The following is an 18,168-nucleotide window of genomic DNA, read 5'->3' as shown; positions in this document are numbered from 1 at the left end:
GCTGGCCGCATCGCCAACTTCGGGGGCCCGCTCAGACTAACAGAAATCGAACGTATGTTCTAACGGGTCTGTCAAAACCACGTCTTGCGGCCACCGACTGCGCGCCCCATCGAACCGAGCACCGTCAGGACCGCGCCGACGACCACCAGGATGATGCCGAGAGTCGTCAAAATTGAAATACCGGCGAAATAGCCGATGAGGGCGAGGATGATTCCGAGAACGATCATGACTACTCCTGGTGCCAAAGTGAGTCCGCTACCGACGAATTGCCGATGGGACCGAACCTACCCGGGCGCGTTGACGATTGCTCACAATTGTCGCTATTTTCCGGCATCCACTTTCGCCGCGAGGAAAGCCTCCGGATCGATGAGATCCGCCTGCCCCACGATCGATCCCAGATCCGCGATGCGCTCGATGCCGGTGAGCACCATCTCCTCCTCGACGGTGCCCTCGGCGTAGCCGTAATAGCACGTCGAGGTTGTGTGGTTGTGATCCTTGTCGATTCGGTTCGCGCGGCCCTCTATCTGCCTGATGTCGATGGGGGTCCACCTCGGGTCGTGAATCAGCGTCACGCGTGGCGCAAGGGTGGAGACCGTCCCTTCCGGGAGCAGTAACTCGTTGGTGTGCAGGTTGATCGCGCTCGTGGTGGTCGAGACGATGACCGACGCGTCGCCGGTCTGAAAGCGTCTGATCGACGCCTCCTGATCTGGGCTGCTCATGCTCCCGTCGACCACGGCGACGTCGAGGCCCTCGTCCCGCAGCGTCTGCGCAAGTGCGGCGACGGACTCGCGGTAGAACATCGAGACGAACACCTGATTGCCTGCCTTGACCCACGTCCGTACCTGGTCCGCAGTCGCCGGAATGCGTAAGTAGGAACACTTCTGGCGGAAGCGCAGAGTCGCGGCGCGGGTGCTCGGGTTCTTCTGCAGCACTCGCTTTCCGCCGACGGCCTTCCAGATCGGCAGGCCGACTTCCTTGCGGTAGTCCACCCACGCCGAGTTGTAGAGGCGCTTCTGCGCGGCCGTGAGTTCCTGACCGAGGGGCTCCCGCGGAGTCGGCGGGGACGGCCGCGAAATAGACCACGGCACAGCGCCTCCCGACAACCAGCCGTGCACCGACGCGATGTCGCGGGCGCGCTTCGTCGCGTCCTCGGGCTCCCACCGCCACGTGGTCAACCCCGTCGTCGCCTTCCCTGCCTTGACGGCGAATCCGGATTCGATGAGGAACTCCGCCCACTTCATCGTCACCGCGTAGCCGAGATACTCCTCGTCGCCCAGGATCTCGACCCCACGGCTGCGCTCGACCGCGCGAGCCATGTACGCGAAGTGCAGCGGCTGGTACCCGGGGGTGGCAGACATCCACACCACCGAGCGAGCCGCCTCCTGATACCGCCAGAGGATCTGCGACTGCTGGGATTCGATGTTCATCAACGCATGCGACTCGTCGGCGATCACCACGTCGATGTCGAACCGAAGCTCGCCCAGCGAGATGGTCCGCTTGTTCTGCGTCCGTTTACGTTTGCCCAGATCGGTCTCGGGCGGAACAGAGAGCAGCTTCTTCGTGGATTGGTAGGTGATCAGCAACCACCGCTTGCGGTCGGACGGCTCGATGTCTGCCTCGCTGTCGGCAATGGTGCGACGCCACCCCGGCAACGCACCCTTGGGCGCAACCACCAGCACCGTGCCGATCTCGGCCGCCGACATCTGCCGGACTGCCTCGCACACCGCCAACGTCTTGCCCAGACCCGTCGAATCCATCTGCGCGAAATAAGGGAACCCGGCCTCGAGCGCGGCCAGATGGCGTCCAACGGACTCGAGTTGGGTGTCGCGCGGTTGCATTGCCCGCTCCCGCACCACCTCATCACGCCAGTTCTCGTTGGCATCGTCCTCCAGCCAGCGCTGCAGGCTGTAGGGCATCGACTCGTACGGCTGCAGGTATTCGGGCAGCTCCGTGCCGTAGTAGGCGAACACCCGAGGACCCGGATACCAGCGCGCCCCGGCAGCGCCCGCCGCCGACCGGTCCTCGAACGGCACGTCCAAGACCCAGACGCGCTCACCGGGATCGGGCACCCGAAGATCCGGAGCAGCGGACTTGCGGGATGAGGTCTTGCGCGGAGCCGCTCTCTTACGAGGTGCGGACTTTTTTGGAGCAGCGGCCTTCGGGGCAGCTTTCTTCGCCGCAGGCTCACCGTTCTTCATCGCCGCGAACTTTCGTGCAGCGCTGCTCTGCCCGGCCTTGACGGTGCGGGCAGTGGTGGATCGGGCAGTGCGTTTACGAGGTGGCATCGGATCCAGTCTGTCGTACGGTGTGCACGAACACCGTAAAGGAGCCCTGTGACAGACACGAACGACCCGCGCGCCGTAGTACTCGTCCACGATCAGGACCCGGCTCTCGCGCGACGCGACATCGGAACCCTCGACGCCGAATTGCGCACCAGGGGTTTTCAGTTGGACGTGCATTCCTTCGATCACAGCCCCGATGTCGCACCGCCGCGACTGTCCGACGCGCAGTTGGTAGTGGTCATGGGCTCACCCGACGCCGCGTACGACGACACGCTGACGTGGCTCGCGCCGGAGATCGCGTACGTGCAGCATGCGATCGATGCGCAGGTCCCGGTTCTGGGCGTGTGCTTCGGCGGCCAATTGCTCGCGCGGGTACTCGGCGGATCGGTACGCAAGTCCGAGCACCCCGAGTACGGATTTGTCGACGTCGAGACCTCCGATCCCGAGCTCGTCGCGGCGGGCCCGTGGATGGAATTCCACGTCGACACGTTCACCGCTCCGCCGGAGGCCACGGTGGTCGCCCGCAACGCGGCGGCGCAACAGGCCTTCGTCCTCGGACCGCACCTCGGGTTGCAGTTCCACCCCGAGATCGACCTCGATACCTACGATGCGTGGGCCGCCGCGTGGGACCGCGACGGCGTCGAACATGCGGTGGACGTGCACGAGATACGCCGAGCCATCGCAGACGCCGAACCTGCAGCTCGGGCGCGTTGCTCGGCCCTGCTCGACGCATTTCTCGCCCGATCCGCGGCGGTGCCCCGGTAGGGTCGAACGATGACCGAGGCCAGGCCCAGCAACTTCAGCGATCACCAACTCGGCATCTACGCCGCCGGGATGTTCGCCCAGCAGACACCGCCGATCACCACAAACCTGGCGCGGCTGGAGGATCAAGCCGCCGAGAAGCTTTCGCCCGAGGCACTGGGCTACATCGTCGCCAGTGCGGGCAGCGGCTCGACGGCGCGGGCCAACCGGGCCGCCTTCGACAGGTGGGCCATCACGCCGCGGATGCTCCGCAGTTCGGCGGCCCGCACTCACGCGTGCACCGTGCTCGGCACCGAGATGCCTGCTCCGCTGCTGATCGCGCCCGTCGGGATCCAGACACTCGCCCATCCCGAGGGCGAGCTCGCGACGGTTCGTGCGGCTGCGGAACTCGGTGTGCCGTACATACATTCGACGCAGGCATCGCATTCGTTCGAGCAGATCGCCGAGGCAGGTGGCGACGCTCCCCGCTGGTACCAGCTGTACTGGCCGACGGACGAGTCGGTGTTGCTGAGCTTCCTGCAGCGCGCGAAGGATTCCGGATTCACCGCGCTGGTGCTGACGCTCGACACGACGTTGCTGGGCTGGCGGCCGGCCGATCTCGACCGTGGTTACCTTCCGTTCCTGGCCAACCTCGGCATCGAGAACTACCTGACCGATCCGGCGTTCCAAGCAGGACTCGCTCAGCCGGTCGAGGAGAATCCCGTTGCCGCCGCGATGCATTGGGCGCAGATGTTCCCCAATCCGGGGCTGTCGTGGAAAAATCTGGCGTTCCTGCGCGAGCACTGGGACGGCCCGATCGTGCTCAAGGGCATCTGCACCGTCGGCGACGCCCGAGAGGCTGCCGCGCACGGGGTCGACGGCATCGTGGTCTCGAACCACGGCGGTCGTCAGATCGACGGGGCCAGAGCATCACTCGACGCATTGCCGTCCATCGTCGAGGCTGTGGGCGACGAACTGACCATCCTGTTCGACTCCGGTGTGCGTACCGGTGCCGACATGGCCAAGGCGCTTGCGCTCGGGGCCGATGCGGTTCTCCTCGGCCGACCGTTCCTCTACGGCCTCGCGCTCGGCGGTCAGGAGGGCGTTGCACACGTATTACGTTGCCTGCTGGCCGAATTCGACTTGGTGACCAGCCTCTCCGGCCATACCGGTGCGGGCGAGCTCGGCCGCGACTCGATCGAGGCGTCCTGATGGAGTGGACGAAGCACGCCATCTGGTGGCACCTGTACCCGCTCGGCTTCACCGGCGCTCCGGTGCACGGGTGGGACGGTGAGTCGCAAGCGGATCTGCATCGGCTGAACAGAATCGAGAAGTGGCTCGACTACGCCCTCGAACTCGGCGCGTCGGGCATCGCCCTCGGTCCGATCTTCGAATCCGAGAAGCACGGCTACGACACCGTCGACTACTACCACGTCGACGGCAGGCTGGGTACGGACGAGGACATCGACTCCCTGATCGCCGCTGCGCATTCGCGCGGCCTGAAGGTCATGTTCGACGGCGTCTTCAACCATGTGGCGCAGAGCTTTCTGAAGTTCAGTGAGGCTCTGGCCGAGGGTCCGGACTCCGAGACCGCGGGGTGGTTCCACCTCGACTGGTCCGGCGACGAGCCGACGCATCGCAACTTCGAGGGCCACGACGAACTGGTGGCACTCAACCACGAAAGTCCCCACGTGCAGCAGTATGTCGTGGACGTGCTCTCGCACTGGCTGGACCGTGGCGTCGACGCGTGGCGGCTCGACGCGGCCTACGCGGTGCCACCACGTTTCTGGTCGGCGGTACTGCCGAAGGTTCGCGAAAAGCACCCGGACGCATACTTTCTCGGCGAAGTCATTCACGGCGACTACGACCGAATCGTCTCGGCCTCCACGCTGGACTCGGTCACCCAGTACGAACTGTGGAAGGCGATCTGGAGTGGGCTGAGCGAGAAGAACTTCTTCGAACTCTCGCACGCGCTGGAGCGTCACAACGGGTGGCTCGACGCCTTCGTACCCGCCACGTTCGTCGGCAACCATGACGTCAATCGCATCGCCAGCGTCATCGAGGACGAGCGACATCTGCTGCACGCGTTGGTGGTTCTGTTCACCGTGGGCGGTATGCCGATGATCTACTACGGCGACGAGCAGGCCTTCCGCGGCATCAAGGAAGATCGGGTCGGCGGCGACGACGAGGTCCGTCCCGAATACCCCGACACGTCCGAGGATCTCGCCCCGTACGGCTGGCCCGTGTTTCGAGTGCACCAGGAGCTCATCGGTCTGCGGCGTCGGAACCCGTGGTTGTACTCCGCGCGCACCGAGACGCTCGAGCTCACCAACACTGCGCTGCTCTACCGCGTCCAGGCGGACGGCAGTTCGATGACGGTGGCGCTCAACCTCGGCGACGAGGCCATCGACTACCCGGTCCAGGGCAGCGAAGTACTGGCCGGTGAGGCGCACCTGCACGACGGACGAGTAAGCGTTCCTCCGCACGGCTGGGCTGTCATCGGCTGATCGCTGCATACGGTTGTGTTCGGCTGTCTACGTCGAGCGCAAGAAAGCAGTAGAGAGACCTACAGGTACAGTCGACCGCGACACGGGGTGCCCGTCAGGGCTGAGATCACACCCGTCGAACCTGATCTGGTTAGGACCAGCGAAGGGAATGTCGTGACGTTTCGGTATTCCCTGTCCCTCGCGACGGCCCTGACCTCGAACGAGAGGCGGAGCGCATGAGACTCGACGAGCAGACAGTGTTGGTCACCGGCGGTGGACGCGGGCTGGGAGCATCGATCGCCGCGGCGTTCGCCGGTCAGGGTGCCCGCGTGGTGATCGATTACCGGAACAGCAAAGATGCTGCCGAAGCGCTGGCGGACCGACTTGGTGGACAGGCTTTTGCGGTTCAGGGCGACGTGACCGACGAAAGCGCCGTGGCCACGGTGTTCGACTCGGCCCGTGCGCACTTCGGCACCCCGATCACCACGGTCGTCAACAACGCACTGGCCGACTTCTCCTTCGACGGAGATGCCCGACCCAAGGCCGACACCATCACCTGGGAGCGTTTCGACGCGCAGTTGCGTGGCAGCGTCCGCGCAGCGTTGCTCACCACTCAGGCCGCACTGCCGGGTATGCGTGAGGCGGGCTTCGGGCGAATCATCAACGTGGGCACCAACTTGTTCCAGAATCCAGTGGTGCCGTACCACGACTACACCGCCTCCAAGGCGGCCCTGCTCTCACTGACCCGCACCCTCGCCGCCGATCTGGGAGCGGACAACATCACCGTCAACATGGTCTCGGGTGGACTGCTCCGCACCACCGACGCCAGTGCCGCCACCCCGGCCGAGGTGTTCGACTTCATTGCCGCCTCGACCCCGTTGCAACGCGTCACCACCCCCGAGGAATTCGCCGATGCCTTGTTGTTCTTCGCCTCGCCGTGGGCGCGCTCGGTGACCGGCCAGAATCTCGTCGTCGACGGCGGCCTGGTCAAGGACTGACATGCACCTCAACGCGTTTCTGTACGGCTGCGGCCACCACAGTGCGGCGTGGCGTCATCCCGATTCGCGAGTGGAGGACCTGGGCGATATCTCGTACTACGAGGAACTCGCGCAACTCGCCGAACGCGGAAAGTTCGACGCGGTGTTCTTCGCCGACGGACATTCGGTGCGGGATCCGGCCGGAGCCGGAACCTGGTTTCTCGAGCCGATCACCGCGCTGTCGGCCATGGCCAGAGCGACCACGCACATCGGTCTCGTCACCACGGTGTCGTCGACGTTCTACACCCCGTTCCACGCTGCACGCATGTTGGCGTCGCTCGATCACATCAGCGGCGGCCGTGCCGGCTGGAACGTCGTCACCTCCATGTTCGACGCCGAGGCGCGTAATCACGGAATGGACGTCATTCCCGGTCGCGAGGAGCGCTATGCGCGCGCCGAGGAGTTCGTCGATACTGCACTGGCGCTGTGGGATTCGTGGGATGCCGACGCGTTGACGCTCGATCGAACGGGGATGTACGCCGATCCGGCCAAGGTGCACTCGATCGATCACGACGGCAAGCACTTTCGAGTCGACGGCCCGCTGACGGTACCGCGTTCGCCGCAGGGCAGGCCGGTTCTGTTCCAGGCCGGTGCGTCGGGACCGGGGCGTGATCTCGCGGCGAAGTACGCCGAGGCGATCTACGCCGTCGCCTACGATCTCGTTGCCGCGCAGAGCTATTACGAGGATGTGACGTCTCGCATCGACAGGGCTGGTCGCGACAGTGCGACAGTGGGCATCATGCCGGGACTGGTGACGTACATCGGCTCGACGATGTACGAGGCCCGCCGCAAGAAGGCCGAACTGGACGAGCTGCTGCCCACCGAACAGTCGCTGGCGATGCTGTCCACCTTCACCGGACAGAACTGCGCTGCTTGGGAACTCGATGCTCCGGTACCGTCCCTGCCACCCGCAGCAGAGTTCACCGGACCGCAGGGTCGCTACGAGACGATCCTGCGCATCGTGGAGAAGGATGCCCCCACCGTGCGGGAACTGCTCGGCACTCTCGCAGCCGGCGGTGGGCACGCCACCATGATCGGCACGCCGGAGTCCATCGCCGACGAGATGCAGTCGTGGATCGGCCGCGGTGCCGACGGATTCAACTTGATGTGCCCAAGGTACCCGGACTCACTGGAGGATTTTGTGGACCATGTGGTTCCGATCCTGCAGCAACGCGGCCTCTTTCGATCCGAATACACGTCGTCGACGCTGCGCGGGCATTTGACCGGTTGACCTGAAGGTTCAGTCCAGCGAGTCGATGAATTCCGTCGTCAATCGGGCAATGTCGTCTGCATGGGAGATCGGCGACCAGTGTCCGGCCGGAATGTCGTTGCGCGTCAGGTTCTTCACCCACTTGCCGGTGTCGTCGTAGTGGTACGGCCGCACCGCGACGTCATCGGTGTTGACGATGAGATGCACCGGGATGTCGATGTATCGATCCCGCGGATTGGTCAGCAGCGGAATGATGTTGGCGCGGTACAGCTTGGTGCCGTTGGTGGCGTCCGACCACAGCGTGGGGTTCTGGGTGACGAGCTTCGGATCGACTCCCGAGAACTCTTCGAGGAATGCCGGCCAGCCCTTGGCGAACTGGCGCTTGATCCGCAGCGTGGAGAGCCCGGGGATGTGGAAGGTGACGGTGTACCAGGACGCTCGCGTCTGGGCGAGAACCTGCTTGATACCGGTGAGGGTGGGTTTGCGCAGCCGCGACTGCGACCATTTGCCGAGGTGATCGAGGTTCGGACCGGAAATCGATGTGTACGAGCGGATTCGATCCTTCGCCGGGGGCTGGGCTGCGGCCTCCCATACCTCCACGGCACCCCAGTCGTGGGCGAGCACGTGCACCGGGGCGTCGGGGCTGACGGCGTCGGCAACGGCGTAGAAATCCGAGGCCAGCCGCGCCAGCTTGTACGCGGATTGCTCAGTGGGGACCGTGCTCTCGCCGGCTCCACGCGAGTCGTAGCTGATCACCCGAAAACGGTCTTCGAGTTGCGGCACGATGTGGCTCCACAGCTCATGGGTATCGGGCCACCCATGAACGAGGACGATCGGGTCCCCGTCGGGGTTACCGCTCTCGAACACCGCCAATCGGATTCCCTCGTTGACGACCGTCGTACGAACCGCGTTGCTGCTCAACAGTTTTCCGTTCTATAGATCGAGTACGAGACGCCCGCTGCGTGCGCGGGAGACGCAGATGAGCATGTGATCGCGCTGCTCTTCGGGGGTCAATCGCGTTTCGAGGTGCTCGGGCTCACCGGAGAGCACCCGCACCTTGCAGGTACCGCAGAAGCCCTGCTGGCACGAGTACGCGATATTGGGTTTCTGTTCCTTGACCGCGGTCAATACAGAGGCGTCGGCGGCGACGTCGAGCACAGCTCCGGTGCTGATCAGCTGCACCTCGAACGGTGTGCCATCGAGGATCGGCGGCGGGCCGAAGCGTTCGAAATGCAGTGCGGTGGCAGGGCACTGGCTGAAGTCGCGGCGGACGGCGTCGAGCATGGGGGTAGGGCCGCAGCAGTAGACGGCACCGCCTGCGGGTGCGCGCTCGAGCAATTCACCCTCGGTGGGGTACCCGTGCACGTCATCGGTCCGGACGAACACACGGTCCGATTCCCAGCTCTCGATCTCGTCGAGAAAGGGCATCGTGTCCCGCGAGCGACCGCAGTAGACGAACTGCCAGTCCATCCCGAGAATTCGTGCGGCCCGGACCATCGCGATGATGGGCGTGATGCCGATCCCGCCCGCCACGAACAGCGCGCTGCCCTCGGCGACGAAGGGAAAGCCGTTCCGTGGGCCGCGAACGGTGACCTCGGTGCCGGGCTCGAGTGCATGCATCTCGATGGATCCACCTGCGCCGGTGGGGATTCGGCGCACGGCGATGCGGTAGCAGCTACGGTCGGACGGATCGCCGCACAGCGAGTACTGCCGACGGCGACCCGACGGCAGGTGCAGATCGAGGTGGCAGCCGGGATGCCAGGTCGGCAGTTGCTCCCCCGTCGGCGAGGCGAGGGTCAGAGCGGCGACGTTCTCGTCCTCGGCGACGATCTCGCGGTCCACGACCACCAACCGCAACGCGGAATCGGGATTGTGGCCGGCGACAGCGTCGTCGTACTCCCTGCCGGCAGTCGCGTGCATGTAGCCGTTGAGGAACGTTCCGAGCATCTGCATCGAGCGATCGGCGCGAGGGCGTCCACGCAGATCGGGCGGCGCATCCTTGGGCAACAGTCGTGGAACGCGTCGTGTCGAGAGCTTCACCGCGCCGCAGCCTGCGCGGCCGGTGACGACGCCAAGTAGCGGACGGCCTGAGCCGTCGAGCCTTCCTGGCTGGGGTGATACGACTTCTTCAGGTAGCGAGACATGCTGCGGCCGACGTGCGTCAGCGCCGGCAGGGTGCCACGGCGAACCGACTTGCGCCACAGGGCAGAACGGGGCTTGCGCACCGACTTCGGTGCACTCTGCAGCTCGGGGTCGTTCTTCATCAGGAAGATGATGCCGCGCATCCAGATGTACCCCATCAACGGCACGACCACCACGAACGTGCGCAGGCGACGTACCTCGCGCTTGTCGAAGTACCGAAGGGTGTCGTACGCGACCGAGCGGTGTTCCACTTCTTCGGCACCGTGCCACCGCAGCAGATCGAGCATCGTCGGATGGATGCCGGCTCGGTCCAGACCGTCGGCGTTGAGCACCCAGTCACCGAGGAATGCCGTCACGTGTTCGATGGCGGCGATGAGGGCCAGCCGCTCGACGAGGTTGTTCTTCGATCGCAGACTCGTCACCGAATCCGATCCGAGCACCTTGCCGAAGGCCCATTCCATCTGATCGGTGAACGGAGTGGGGTCGAGTCCGTTGTTCTGCAGGTGCATCAGGACACCGGTATGCGCCTCGGCATGCACCGCCTCCTGCCCGATGAAGCCGATGACGTCGTCGCGCAGCTTCTCGTCGTCGATGTACGGGAGGGCCTCTTTGAACGTGTCGACGAACCAGTGCTCGCCGGCAGGGAGAAGTAGATGCAGCACGTTTAGTACGTGCGTGGTGTACGGATCTCCCGGCACCCAGTGCATCGGCAGATCGGTCCAGTCGAACTTCACGTTCCTGGCCTGCAGCATCACTTCGCCGGGATCCGACGCGACGGTGTTCCGTTCGTTCATCGAGTCCACCTCCTCCACATCCACATGTGTGGCCGATGCCACAGTGCGCGCTTTAGTATAAACACCGGTTACAGGTAAAAGGAACCGTGTCGGAGGCGCCAGGAGTGGAGCCTGCGGAACGACAGTCGAGCAGTGAGAGACTGCTGTGATGACCGACCCCTCCCCAGCGGCTGTTCCCCCGAGCACTGTCCCCATCGCCTGGCCTGCCGAATGGCCCGCCGAGGTGCGACGGATCGCCGATGCCACGAACGATGCCCTCGCCGCGGTGGCGGCGCGGGATCCGATCGCGTTCGACGACGCCGTCGAGCTACTGGGCCGCTCGGACTCGGCGCAGGCCGGTCACGTGCATGCCGAAATGGTACGCACGTTGCTCGAAGAGGTACATAGCGATGGACTGACCGGTGAGAACGTCCAGGAGGTGCTCGGTAGAACCGTGCGAGGCGCGGACTGGCTGCCGAATCTGGACATCGCCGGGTTCGTCGAGGTGCTCACCGGAGCCCTTGGCGTCGCCGATGTAGAAGAGCAATCGCGCAGGAAACCGAGGCCGGCCCATGCATTGCTGGTGGTCGCGGACCTACTCGCGGTGCGCCGCGGCCGCGCCGAGACCTACCTGCGCCGCGCACTGGCCGAAGTCCACCGAGCCGAGACGATCGAAATGCCCTAGCACGATCTTCGCCCGTCTTGTCCATACGCTAGATGGTCGTAGAAAGTGCTACCGACGCCGACGACGAACTCGAAGTTATGGACACTTTTCGACGGATTTTCGTCCCCAACTTCGAGTTCGCGGCGTCGGTTGGGGCTACCGATGCAGAAGGTTGGCCCCAGCGAGGATGGCCCTGATGGACGACAGGGTTGCGTCGGGCTCGATGGCCATCGACCATTCGCGGCGACCGTCGTGCTCGGCCAGCACGAAGGTGGCGGTCTCGTCGCCGATGATCTGCTGGTGGAACGAGAGAATCTCGATGCGGAACCCGGCGTCGTGGAGCATGGACGTCAACGCCTCGAGCGGTCCGTATGTTGTTGCGGCACAAGCGAAGATGGTGTCACCGATACCGAAGGTGGCGTCGAACGACGTCTTGCCTCCGGTGGCCCGAGTTCCGGACCAGGAGCCCAGCCGGAGAGGTCCGGTGGTGGGCGAGAAGCGGTCGACGAAGGCCGTCCACGACATGTGTTGCCCGGTGATCTCGTCGCGCATCGTGCGCGGCAGGGCGCTGCCGAAACGGGCATGGAACGGATCCGTGGCGAAAGTGGAAGCAAGTGAATTCATGAAGGTGGTCTTCCGAATGTGAAGGGAGGACCGAGAGAGCACGACGACCCGCAGCGAGGGGTCGGTCCGAATCAGACCCCGCTACGGCGGCGTACTACGAGAATGCGCTTCACGGAGCCGACAGTAGCCCCGGCCTCGGCCGTCCCGCAAGTATCGAACGAATACAGATCTCTAGGACACGAACTAGATGTCCGCATATATCGCACGATTCGTTGTAACTTTGGCCCCATGGACCCCGTGCGTAACCCCTACGCTCCCGGCGCCGGCCAGCGCCCACCCGAGCTCGCAGGTCGAAAGAAGCAGCTCGACGCCTTCGACGTCGTGCTCGAACGCATCACCCGCGGCCGACCGGAACGCAGCGTCGTTCTCACCGGGCTGCGCGGCGTCGGGAAGACGGTATTGCTCAACCAACTCCGATCCGCGGCCATCGCCCGCGGATGGGGCACCGGCAAGATCGAGGCTCGGCCGGACCAGGAACTGCGTCGACCGCTGTCGTCCGCGCTGCACATGGCGGTCCGCGGCATCGCGGCCTCGCATCGCGATCCCGAACGGGTCGACGAGTTCCTCGGCGTGCTCAAGGCCTTCGCCCTGCGCTCCACCGCCGACAAGGGAATGCGGGAGCGGTGGCAACCGGGCATCGACGTCCCGGCGAAAACCGGCCGCGCCGACTCCGGCGACATCGAGATCGACCTCGTCGAACTGCTGCTCGACGCCTCCGCGCTGGCCGGTGACGTGGGCGTGGGCATCGCCATCTTCATCGACGAGATGCAGGACCTGGGCCCAGCCGACATCTCCGCGCTGTGTGCGGCCTGCCACGAACTCAGTCAGGACACCGCGCCGCTGATCATCGTCGGGGCGGGGCTGCCGCACCTGCCCGCGGTGCTGTCGGCGTCCAAGAGCTACTCCGAGCGCCTCTTCAGCTACCACCGGATCGGCCGACTCGAACGAGCCGCGGCCGACCTGGCCCTGATCGCCCCGGCCGATCGCGAGGATGTCGAATTCACACCCGACGCCCTCGACGCGCTGTACGCGGCCGCCGACGGCTACCCGTACTTCGTTCAGGCGTACGGGAAGGCGACCTGGGATCTCGCTGCCGACAGCCCGATCTCAGCCGAGGACGTGCGTGTCGCTGCCCCGACGGCAGAGGAAGAGCTGGCCGTCGGATTCTTCGGATCGCGCTACGAACGCGCGACGCCCGCCGAACGCGAATACATGCGCGCGATGGCCGAGTTGTCGGTGGACGACGGCTCGGTGCCCACGTCGGCCGTGGCGACCGAGCTCAAACGCAAGCCGGCATCGCTGTCACCTGCCCGGGACGGACTGATCAAGAAGGGCCTGATCTACTCGGCCGAGCGCGGCACGATTGCCTTCACGGTGCCGCATTTCGGGCGCTACCTGAGAGCGCAAACCGACGAGCCCGCCGCGGTCTGAGGCGTCGCCCCTATGTCTGCGCCCGCGCCCCGCTCAGCTTCTCGAGGCGACGCACCGCGGCGCGATCGGTGCGGTCGACGTTGACGAGATCAGGGTCACCGTCGTAGAAGTCCATGAGGCGCTGATCCATCACCTTCCGCCACAACGGCGGCACCATCGCGCAGAAGATCATCACGGCGTATCCGGCCGGGAGTTGCGGGGACTCGTCGACGGTCCGAAGTGCTTGGTAGCGGCGCACCGGATTCGCGTGATGGTCGCTGTGGCGTTGCAGGTGGTACAGGAACAGGTTGCTCCACAGGTGATCGCTGTTCCAGCTGTCCCGGTGCGAGGGCTTGGCGTAGCGACCGTCCGGACGTGTGGTGCGCATCAGGCCGTAGTGCTCGAGGTAGTTCGCCGCCTCGTACAGAACGATGGCGATGGCGGCCTGAATCAGTAGGTACGGCAGCACGATCCACCCGAACAGCGCGATCAGTACTCCGAACAGAACGATGCTCATCGCGGCCGCGTTGAAGAGGTTGTTGCGCAGCGTCCACGGCGACGAGCCCGACCGTGCGAGTCGACGGGATTCGAGATCCCAGGCCGAGTGCAGGCCGTGGAACATCGTGCGCGGCAGGAATTTCCAGAACGATTCACCGAATTTGGCCGATGCCGGATCCTCGGGGGTGGCGACGCGCAAATGGTGGCCGTGGTTGTGTTCGACGTAGAAGTGGCCGTACAGCGTCTGCGCCAGGGTGACTTTGGAGAGCCACCGCTCGACGTTCTCGCGCTTGTGGCCCAGCTCGTGCGCGGCGTTGATACCGACGCCGCCGACGACGCCCACGGTGACGGCCAGGCCGATCCTCTCCGGTGTGCCGAGTGGGCCGTGTGCCCACAGGTAACACGCGGCCACCAGACCGGCGTACTGCAGCGGCAGGAAGAGATAGACACACCACCGGTAGTACTTGTCTTTGTCGAGCGCTGCGAGAGCGTCCTCGGGCGGGTTGCTGCGATCGACGCCGGCGAACTTGTCGACCAGTGGCAGTGCGATGCCCATGATCATCAGACCGAGTGTCCAGAATGCGCCGGGGCCGAGGAGTGTCACCAAGCCCCACGCCAGGAACGGGCTCAACGGAATGATCAACCCCAGCGGCCACAGATAACGCTTGGGATCGCGCCACGTCGGGGAGGCCCGTAGGGCGTCCTTGTCGAGCATGCGTGAACTCACTCCTGATCTTCGAGACTGCCCACGCGGTACGAGGGGGTGCGGTGGTGGTCTGTCACAAGTACATCGCCACGCCTCTGAGGATAGTTACCTAGACGAATCTATGGGGTTCGAGCGATGGGCCGTCGCAGGTGTCGCGGTCCTTGTACGGTGACCGAATGCAGCATGTCGAGTCGGCGTTCGTCGGAGTACACGGAACTCGTATCGTCTACGACGTCTGGACCCCGGACGTCGCCGCCGAGAAACCACCGACCGGCGTCCTGGTGCTGGCCCACGGGCTGGCCGAGCACGCCGGACGGTACGGACACGTGATCGAGCGGCTCGGCTCTCTCGGTCTCGTCGTCTACGCGCCCGATCACCGCGGGCACGGACGATCCGGCGGCAAGCGGGTCACGCTGGCGAAGTGGTCCGACTTCACCGACGACCTGCACACGCTCTTCGGCATCGCTGCGGAGGAGCACCCCGGCAGCCGCACCTTCCTTCTGGGACACAGCATGGGCGGTGCCATCGCACTGTCCTACGCCCTGGACCATCAGGGCGACCTCGACGGTCTGATGCTGTCCGGCCCGGCAGTGGTCCCCAGCGTCGGGCAACCGAAAGCCCTCGTGGCGGTGGGCAAGATTCTCGGACGCTTCGTACCGGGCGCTCCCGTCCTGAAGCTCGACCCCAACCTCGTCTCGCGGGACAAGAACGTCGTCGACGCGTACGTTGCCGATCCCTTGGGCTACCACGGCAGTGTCTCGGCGGGCCTGGCCGCGGCGATGCTCGGCGCCGGCGAGTCCTTTCCGGCCCGTCTGCCGTCGTTGAGGATCCCGGTGCTGCTCCAGCACGGAACTGCCGACCGATTGGCCGACGTTTCCGGCAGCGAACTGATCGCCGACCTGGCCGGATCCGACGACCTCACCCTGAAGAAGTACGACGGGCTGTTCCACGAGGTGTTCAACGAACCGGAGCAGGAGCGTGTACTCGACGACCTCATCGACTGGTTGCGTCCCCGTCTACACACCGGCGCTGTAAGTTCCTGACGGATCTTTTCGAAGAAGGGGTACGACCATGACCAGGCGAGCACTCGTGTTGGGCGGCGGCGGAGTCGCAGGTATTGCGTGGCAGACGGGCGTCCTGCTGGGATTGGCCGAATCGGGAGCCGACGTCACCGACGCCGAGATGCTGCTGGGCACGTCGGCCGGCTCCTCGGTGGCCGCGCAGATCTCGAGCGGTCTCCCGCTTGCGGAGTTCTTCGAGCGCCAAGCGGACGAGGCGAAGCAGGACGACGAACCGCATGCCGAGACGACCATCGACGAACTGGTCACCATGTTGGCTCGGGCGGCACAGAACTCCGACGGCAGTGCTCTCGACACCCGCAGGCGCATCGGTACCGAGGCGCTGGCGGCATCGACGATCACCGAACGCGAGCGCCGCGCCATCGTCGGACGACGGTTGCCGACGCACTCGTGGCCCAACCGCGATCTGAGGATCGTCACCGTCGACGCGCTGACCGGTCGGCATCGGGTTCTCGACCGTGGCTCGGGGGTCGAACTGGTCGACGCGGTGGCTGCGAGCTGCGCCATCCCCGGCATGTGGCCGCCGGTGACGATCGGTGATCACCGCTACGTCGACGGCGGTATCCGAGCCAGCGAAAATGCCGATCTGGCAGTCGGTTTCGAGAAGGTGCTGGTTCTCAAGGTCGGCGCGCTCGACCTCGAGAACGATCCCTTCGAAATCGAACGAGAACGGTTGATCAAGGGTGGCTCGAAGGTGGAAGTGATTGCCCCCGACGCCGAGTCGACGGCAGCAATCGGACCCGATGCCACCGACATCGCCGTCCGAGCGGCTGCGGCCGTAGCCGGACGAGCGCAGGGCAATGCCATCGCCGAGCGCATCGTCGAGTTCTGGGTCTAGAGAACGTCTCTAGCCGAACAGTGCAGCGCCGTTGCCCCAGCACACGGCTCGAACCCAGTCGTCGCCGAGGTCCAGGCGGCGCACTGCGTGCAGAGCGTCCAGGTACGGATACGGGATGTTGGGAAAGTCGCTGCCGAACAGAATCCGATTCTGCAGATCGACCAGCCGTGGGAGTTCGTGTCTCGGAAACGGTGCCCCCGCCTCCGAGAAGTCGGTGAACGCCATCGTGGTGTCCAGGCGTACGTTCTCGTAGCGATCGGCCAGGTCGAGGAACTCGACGTACTCGGGCATACCCATGTGCGCGATGATCAACGGCAGCCTCGGGAACCGTTGCAGCAGCTCGGCAATGGGCCCCGGTCCGGTGTGGGTGCCGGGTGCCGGGCCGGAACCACAGTGGATCACCACGGGTACCTCGGCGTCCGAGAGCGCGCCCCAAACGCCGTCGAGCAGGGGATCGTTCGGTGCGTAGTTACCGACCTGAATGTGCGACTTGAAGATTCGAGCGCCGTTCGTCAACGCCTGCTCGACGTACTCGGTGGCCCCGTCCTCGGGGTAGAACGTGGCGGTCTGCAGGCAGTCGGGGGTTCGGGCCGCGAAGTCGGCACCCCACGAGTTGAGCCACGCGGCCATCGACGGCTTGTGCGGGTAGATCATCGAGGTGAACTTCCGTACCCCGAATCCTCGAATGACCTGCAGCCGTCGGTCTTCGGCGTACCGATAGGAGATCGGCCACACGCTGCCGGTCAGCGGACCGGCGCTGTCGAAATAGCTCCACACCTTGTCCATCACGTTCTTCGGCATGAAGTGCGTGTGGACGTCGAACAGACCGGGCAACGACAGCTCGGTCCAGAACGCGACGATTCGGTCGGTCTCCTCGGCGAGTTCGGCGTCGGAGCGCGGTTGTTCAGCGTGCGACATGGGCGTCGAACCACTCGAGAGTCTTGTCCCAGGCATCGGCCGCGGCGTCGGCGTCGAACACAGCGGGGCGGTCGTCGCAGTGGAAACCGTGCTTGCCGTGGGCGTAACGGGTGATCTCGGTGGCTACCGGGGCCGTTGCGGTGACCTCGCGCAGCGTCTCGACGTCCTGGAACGGGATGCCCTCGTCCAGGTCGCCGAAAAATCCGTGCCATGGGGTCTGGAGGGCATCGCCCACCGAGGCCATTGCGGGATAGCCGAAGCGGCCCTTCGTGATTCCGCCGCCGTAGAATGTCGCTGCCGCACCGAGGGGGCGTCGAACAGCGGTATGGAAGGCCACGGTGCCGCCCATGCAGAAGCCGACGATGGCGATCGACGAGGGCTCGAACCCGAGTTCGGCGAGAGCACTCGCCGCCGCGTCCACGTCGGAGTCGACTTCGTCCGCCTTCAGCGCCCCGATCGCTGCCATCGCCGAATCCATGTCCGAGTAGTCGAGGACAGCGACGCCGTCCTGCCGATGGAACAGATGTGGAGCGACGGCGACCCAACCGGCAGCGGCGACTCGATTGCAGACGTCGACGATGTGGTCCGTGACGCCGAAGGCCTCCTGGATGACGATGACGCCGCCGCGGGCGGTGCCGTCGGGCCGAACGACGGTGAGGGGAGTGGTGTTCATCCGTCGATTGGAGCACACCGCCAGGAGTGGAGCCCGCGGAACGACCCGGTAGTGCAGGTGTGCGTGCCGGTAGCGACGGGAAGTTCC

The 18,168-nt window shown here is 65.2% G+C and carries 18 protein-coding genes and 1 riboswitch; of the genes, 9 read left to right on the top strand and 9 right to left on the bottom strand.

The annotated features are described in order from the left end of the window. Positions 1 to 71: 71 nt before the first annotated feature. Complete coding sequence (locus tag MTX34_RS10030; protein ID WP_243596606.1) at positions 72 to 227, bottom strand: DUF6131 family protein; 156 nt, start codon at positions 225 to 227, stop codon at positions 72 to 74. A 93-nt stretch (positions 228 to 320) separates the two neighbouring features. Then, positions 321 to 2,285, bottom strand: coding sequence for a DEAD/DEAH box helicase (locus MTX34_RS10025; protein WP_243609321.1), 1,965 nt, complete (start codon positions 2,283 to 2,285; stop codon positions 321 to 323). 48 nt (positions 2,286 to 2,333) lie between these two features. Between MTX34_RS10025 and MTX34_RS10020 the strand changes: the two genes are divergently transcribed. From MTX34_RS10020 to MTX34_RS10000, 5 genes are all read left to right on the top strand, one after another. Further along, positions 2,334 to 3,047, top strand: coding sequence for a type 1 glutamine amidotransferase (locus tag MTX34_RS10020; RefSeq protein WP_243609320.1), 714 nt, complete (start codon positions 2,334 to 2,336; stop codon positions 3,045 to 3,047). 9 nt (positions 3,048 to 3,056) lie between these two features. Beyond that, positions 3,057 to 4,235 carry an alpha-hydroxy-acid oxidizing protein gene (locus MTX34_RS10015; protein ID WP_243609319.1) on the top strand — a complete coding sequence of 393 codons (1,179 nt, stop codon included), beginning with the start codon at positions 3,057 to 3,059 and terminating at the stop codon, positions 4,233 to 4,235. Beyond that, positions 4,235 to 5,530, top strand: coding sequence for an alpha-amylase family glycosyl hydrolase (locus MTX34_RS10010; RefSeq protein WP_243609318.1), 1,296 nt, complete (start codon positions 4,235 to 4,237; stop codon positions 5,528 to 5,530). Before MTX34_RS10015 ends, MTX34_RS10010 begins: the two co-directional genes overlap by 1 nt. Positions 5,531 to 5,603: 73 nt before the next feature. Beyond that, positions 5,604 to 5,696, top strand: a riboswitch (TPP riboswitch). A gap of 49 nt (positions 5,697 to 5,745) precedes the next feature. After that, on the top strand, positions 5,746 to 6,507 hold the full coding sequence (locus tag MTX34_RS10005) for a 3-oxoacyl-ACP reductase (protein WP_243609317.1): 762 nt from the start codon (positions 5,746 to 5,748) through the stop codon (positions 6,505 to 6,507). Between the two features lies 1 nt (position 6,508). Further along, positions 6,509 to 7,777 carry an LLM class flavin-dependent oxidoreductase gene (locus tag MTX34_RS10000; protein WP_243609316.1) on the top strand — a complete coding sequence of 423 codons (1,269 nt, stop codon included), beginning with the start codon at positions 6,509 to 6,511 and terminating at the stop codon, positions 7,775 to 7,777. Positions 7,778 to 7,786: 9 nt separating this feature from the next. Here the strand turns inward: MTX34_RS10000 and MTX34_RS09995 are convergent, their stop codons facing one another. From MTX34_RS09995 to MTX34_RS09985, 3 genes are all read right to left on the bottom strand, one after another. Further along, positions 7,787 to 8,677, bottom strand: a complete 891-nt coding sequence (locus tag MTX34_RS09995) for an alpha/beta fold hydrolase (protein WP_243609315.1) — start codon at positions 8,675 to 8,677, stop codon at positions 7,787 to 7,789. 12 nt (positions 8,678 to 8,689) lie between these two features. Beyond that, positions 8,690 to 9,709: a PDR/VanB family oxidoreductase gene (locus tag MTX34_RS09990; RefSeq protein WP_243609496.1), complete on the bottom strand. Its 1,020-nt coding sequence runs from the start codon at positions 9,707 to 9,709 to the stop codon at positions 8,690 to 8,692. Positions 9,710 to 9,792: 83 nt separating this feature from the next. After that, entirely contained in the window at positions 9,793 to 10,692 is a 900-nt protein-coding gene (locus MTX34_RS09985) for a metal-dependent hydrolase (RefSeq protein WP_243609314.1), read from the bottom strand. A gap of 148 nt (positions 10,693 to 10,840) precedes the next feature. Between MTX34_RS09985 and MTX34_RS09980 the strand changes: the two genes are divergently transcribed. Further along, positions 10,841 to 11,356, top strand: coding sequence for a hypothetical protein (locus MTX34_RS09980; protein ID WP_243609313.1), 516 nt, complete (start codon positions 10,841 to 10,843; stop codon positions 11,354 to 11,356). Positions 11,357 to 11,491: 135 nt separating this feature from the next. Here MTX34_RS09980 and MTX34_RS09975 read toward each other — a convergent pair whose 3' ends face one another. After that, entirely contained in the window at positions 11,492 to 11,959 is a 468-nt protein-coding gene (locus MTX34_RS09975; RefSeq protein WP_243609312.1) for a 2-isopropylmalate synthase, read from the bottom strand. A 228-nt stretch (positions 11,960 to 12,187) separates the two neighbouring features. Between MTX34_RS09975 and MTX34_RS09970 the strand changes: the two genes are divergently transcribed. Further along, the gene (locus MTX34_RS09970; protein WP_243609311.1) at positions 12,188 to 13,390 is read left to right on the top strand and encodes an ATP-binding protein; all 1,203 of its coding nucleotides are present in this window, start codon (positions 12,188 to 12,190) and stop codon (positions 13,388 to 13,390) included. A gap of 10 nt (positions 13,391 to 13,400) precedes the next feature. Here MTX34_RS09970 and MTX34_RS09965 read toward each other — a convergent pair whose 3' ends face one another. Further along, positions 13,401 to 14,582 (bottom strand): alkane 1-monooxygenase, encoded by a 1,182-nt coding sequence (locus tag MTX34_RS09965; RefSeq protein WP_243609495.1) that lies wholly within the window; start codon positions 14,580 to 14,582, stop codon positions 13,401 to 13,403. Positions 14,583 to 14,749: 167 nt separating this feature from the next. On the opposite strand from MTX34_RS09965, the gene MTX34_RS09960 reads away from it, so the two are divergent. Then, the gene (locus tag MTX34_RS09960) at positions 14,750 to 15,616 is read left to right on the top strand and encodes an alpha/beta hydrolase (protein ID WP_243609310.1); all 867 of its coding nucleotides are present in this window, start codon (positions 14,750 to 14,752) and stop codon (positions 15,614 to 15,616) included. A gap of 28 nt (positions 15,617 to 15,644) precedes the next feature. After that, positions 15,645 to 16,490, top strand: a complete 846-nt coding sequence (locus MTX34_RS09955) for a patatin-like phospholipase family protein (protein ID WP_243609309.1) — start codon at positions 15,645 to 15,647, stop codon at positions 16,488 to 16,490. Between the two features lie 9 nt (positions 16,491 to 16,499). Here the strand turns inward: MTX34_RS09955 and MTX34_RS09950 are convergent, their stop codons facing one another. Together MTX34_RS09950 and MTX34_RS09945 are read right to left on the bottom strand one after the other, a co-directional pair. Continuing rightward, the gene (locus MTX34_RS09950) at positions 16,500 to 17,408 is read right to left on the bottom strand and encodes an amidohydrolase family protein (protein WP_243609308.1); all 909 of its coding nucleotides are present in this window, start codon (positions 17,406 to 17,408) and stop codon (positions 16,500 to 16,502) included. After that, entirely contained in the window at positions 17,395 to 18,081 is a 687-nt protein-coding gene (locus MTX34_RS09945; protein ID WP_243609307.1) for a dienelactone hydrolase family protein, read from the bottom strand. Before MTX34_RS09945 ends, MTX34_RS09950 begins: the two co-directional genes overlap by 14 nt. Positions 18,082 to 18,168 lie beyond the last annotated feature (87 nt).

The organism is Rhodococcus sp. ARC_M5 (assembly GCF_022810405.1).
In the GTDB taxonomy this organism is placed as follows: domain Bacteria; phylum Actinomycetota; class Actinomycetes; order Mycobacteriales; family Mycobacteriaceae; genus Rhodococcoides; species Rhodococcoides navarretei.
This window is presented reverse-complemented; position numbering and strand designations above follow the sequence as displayed.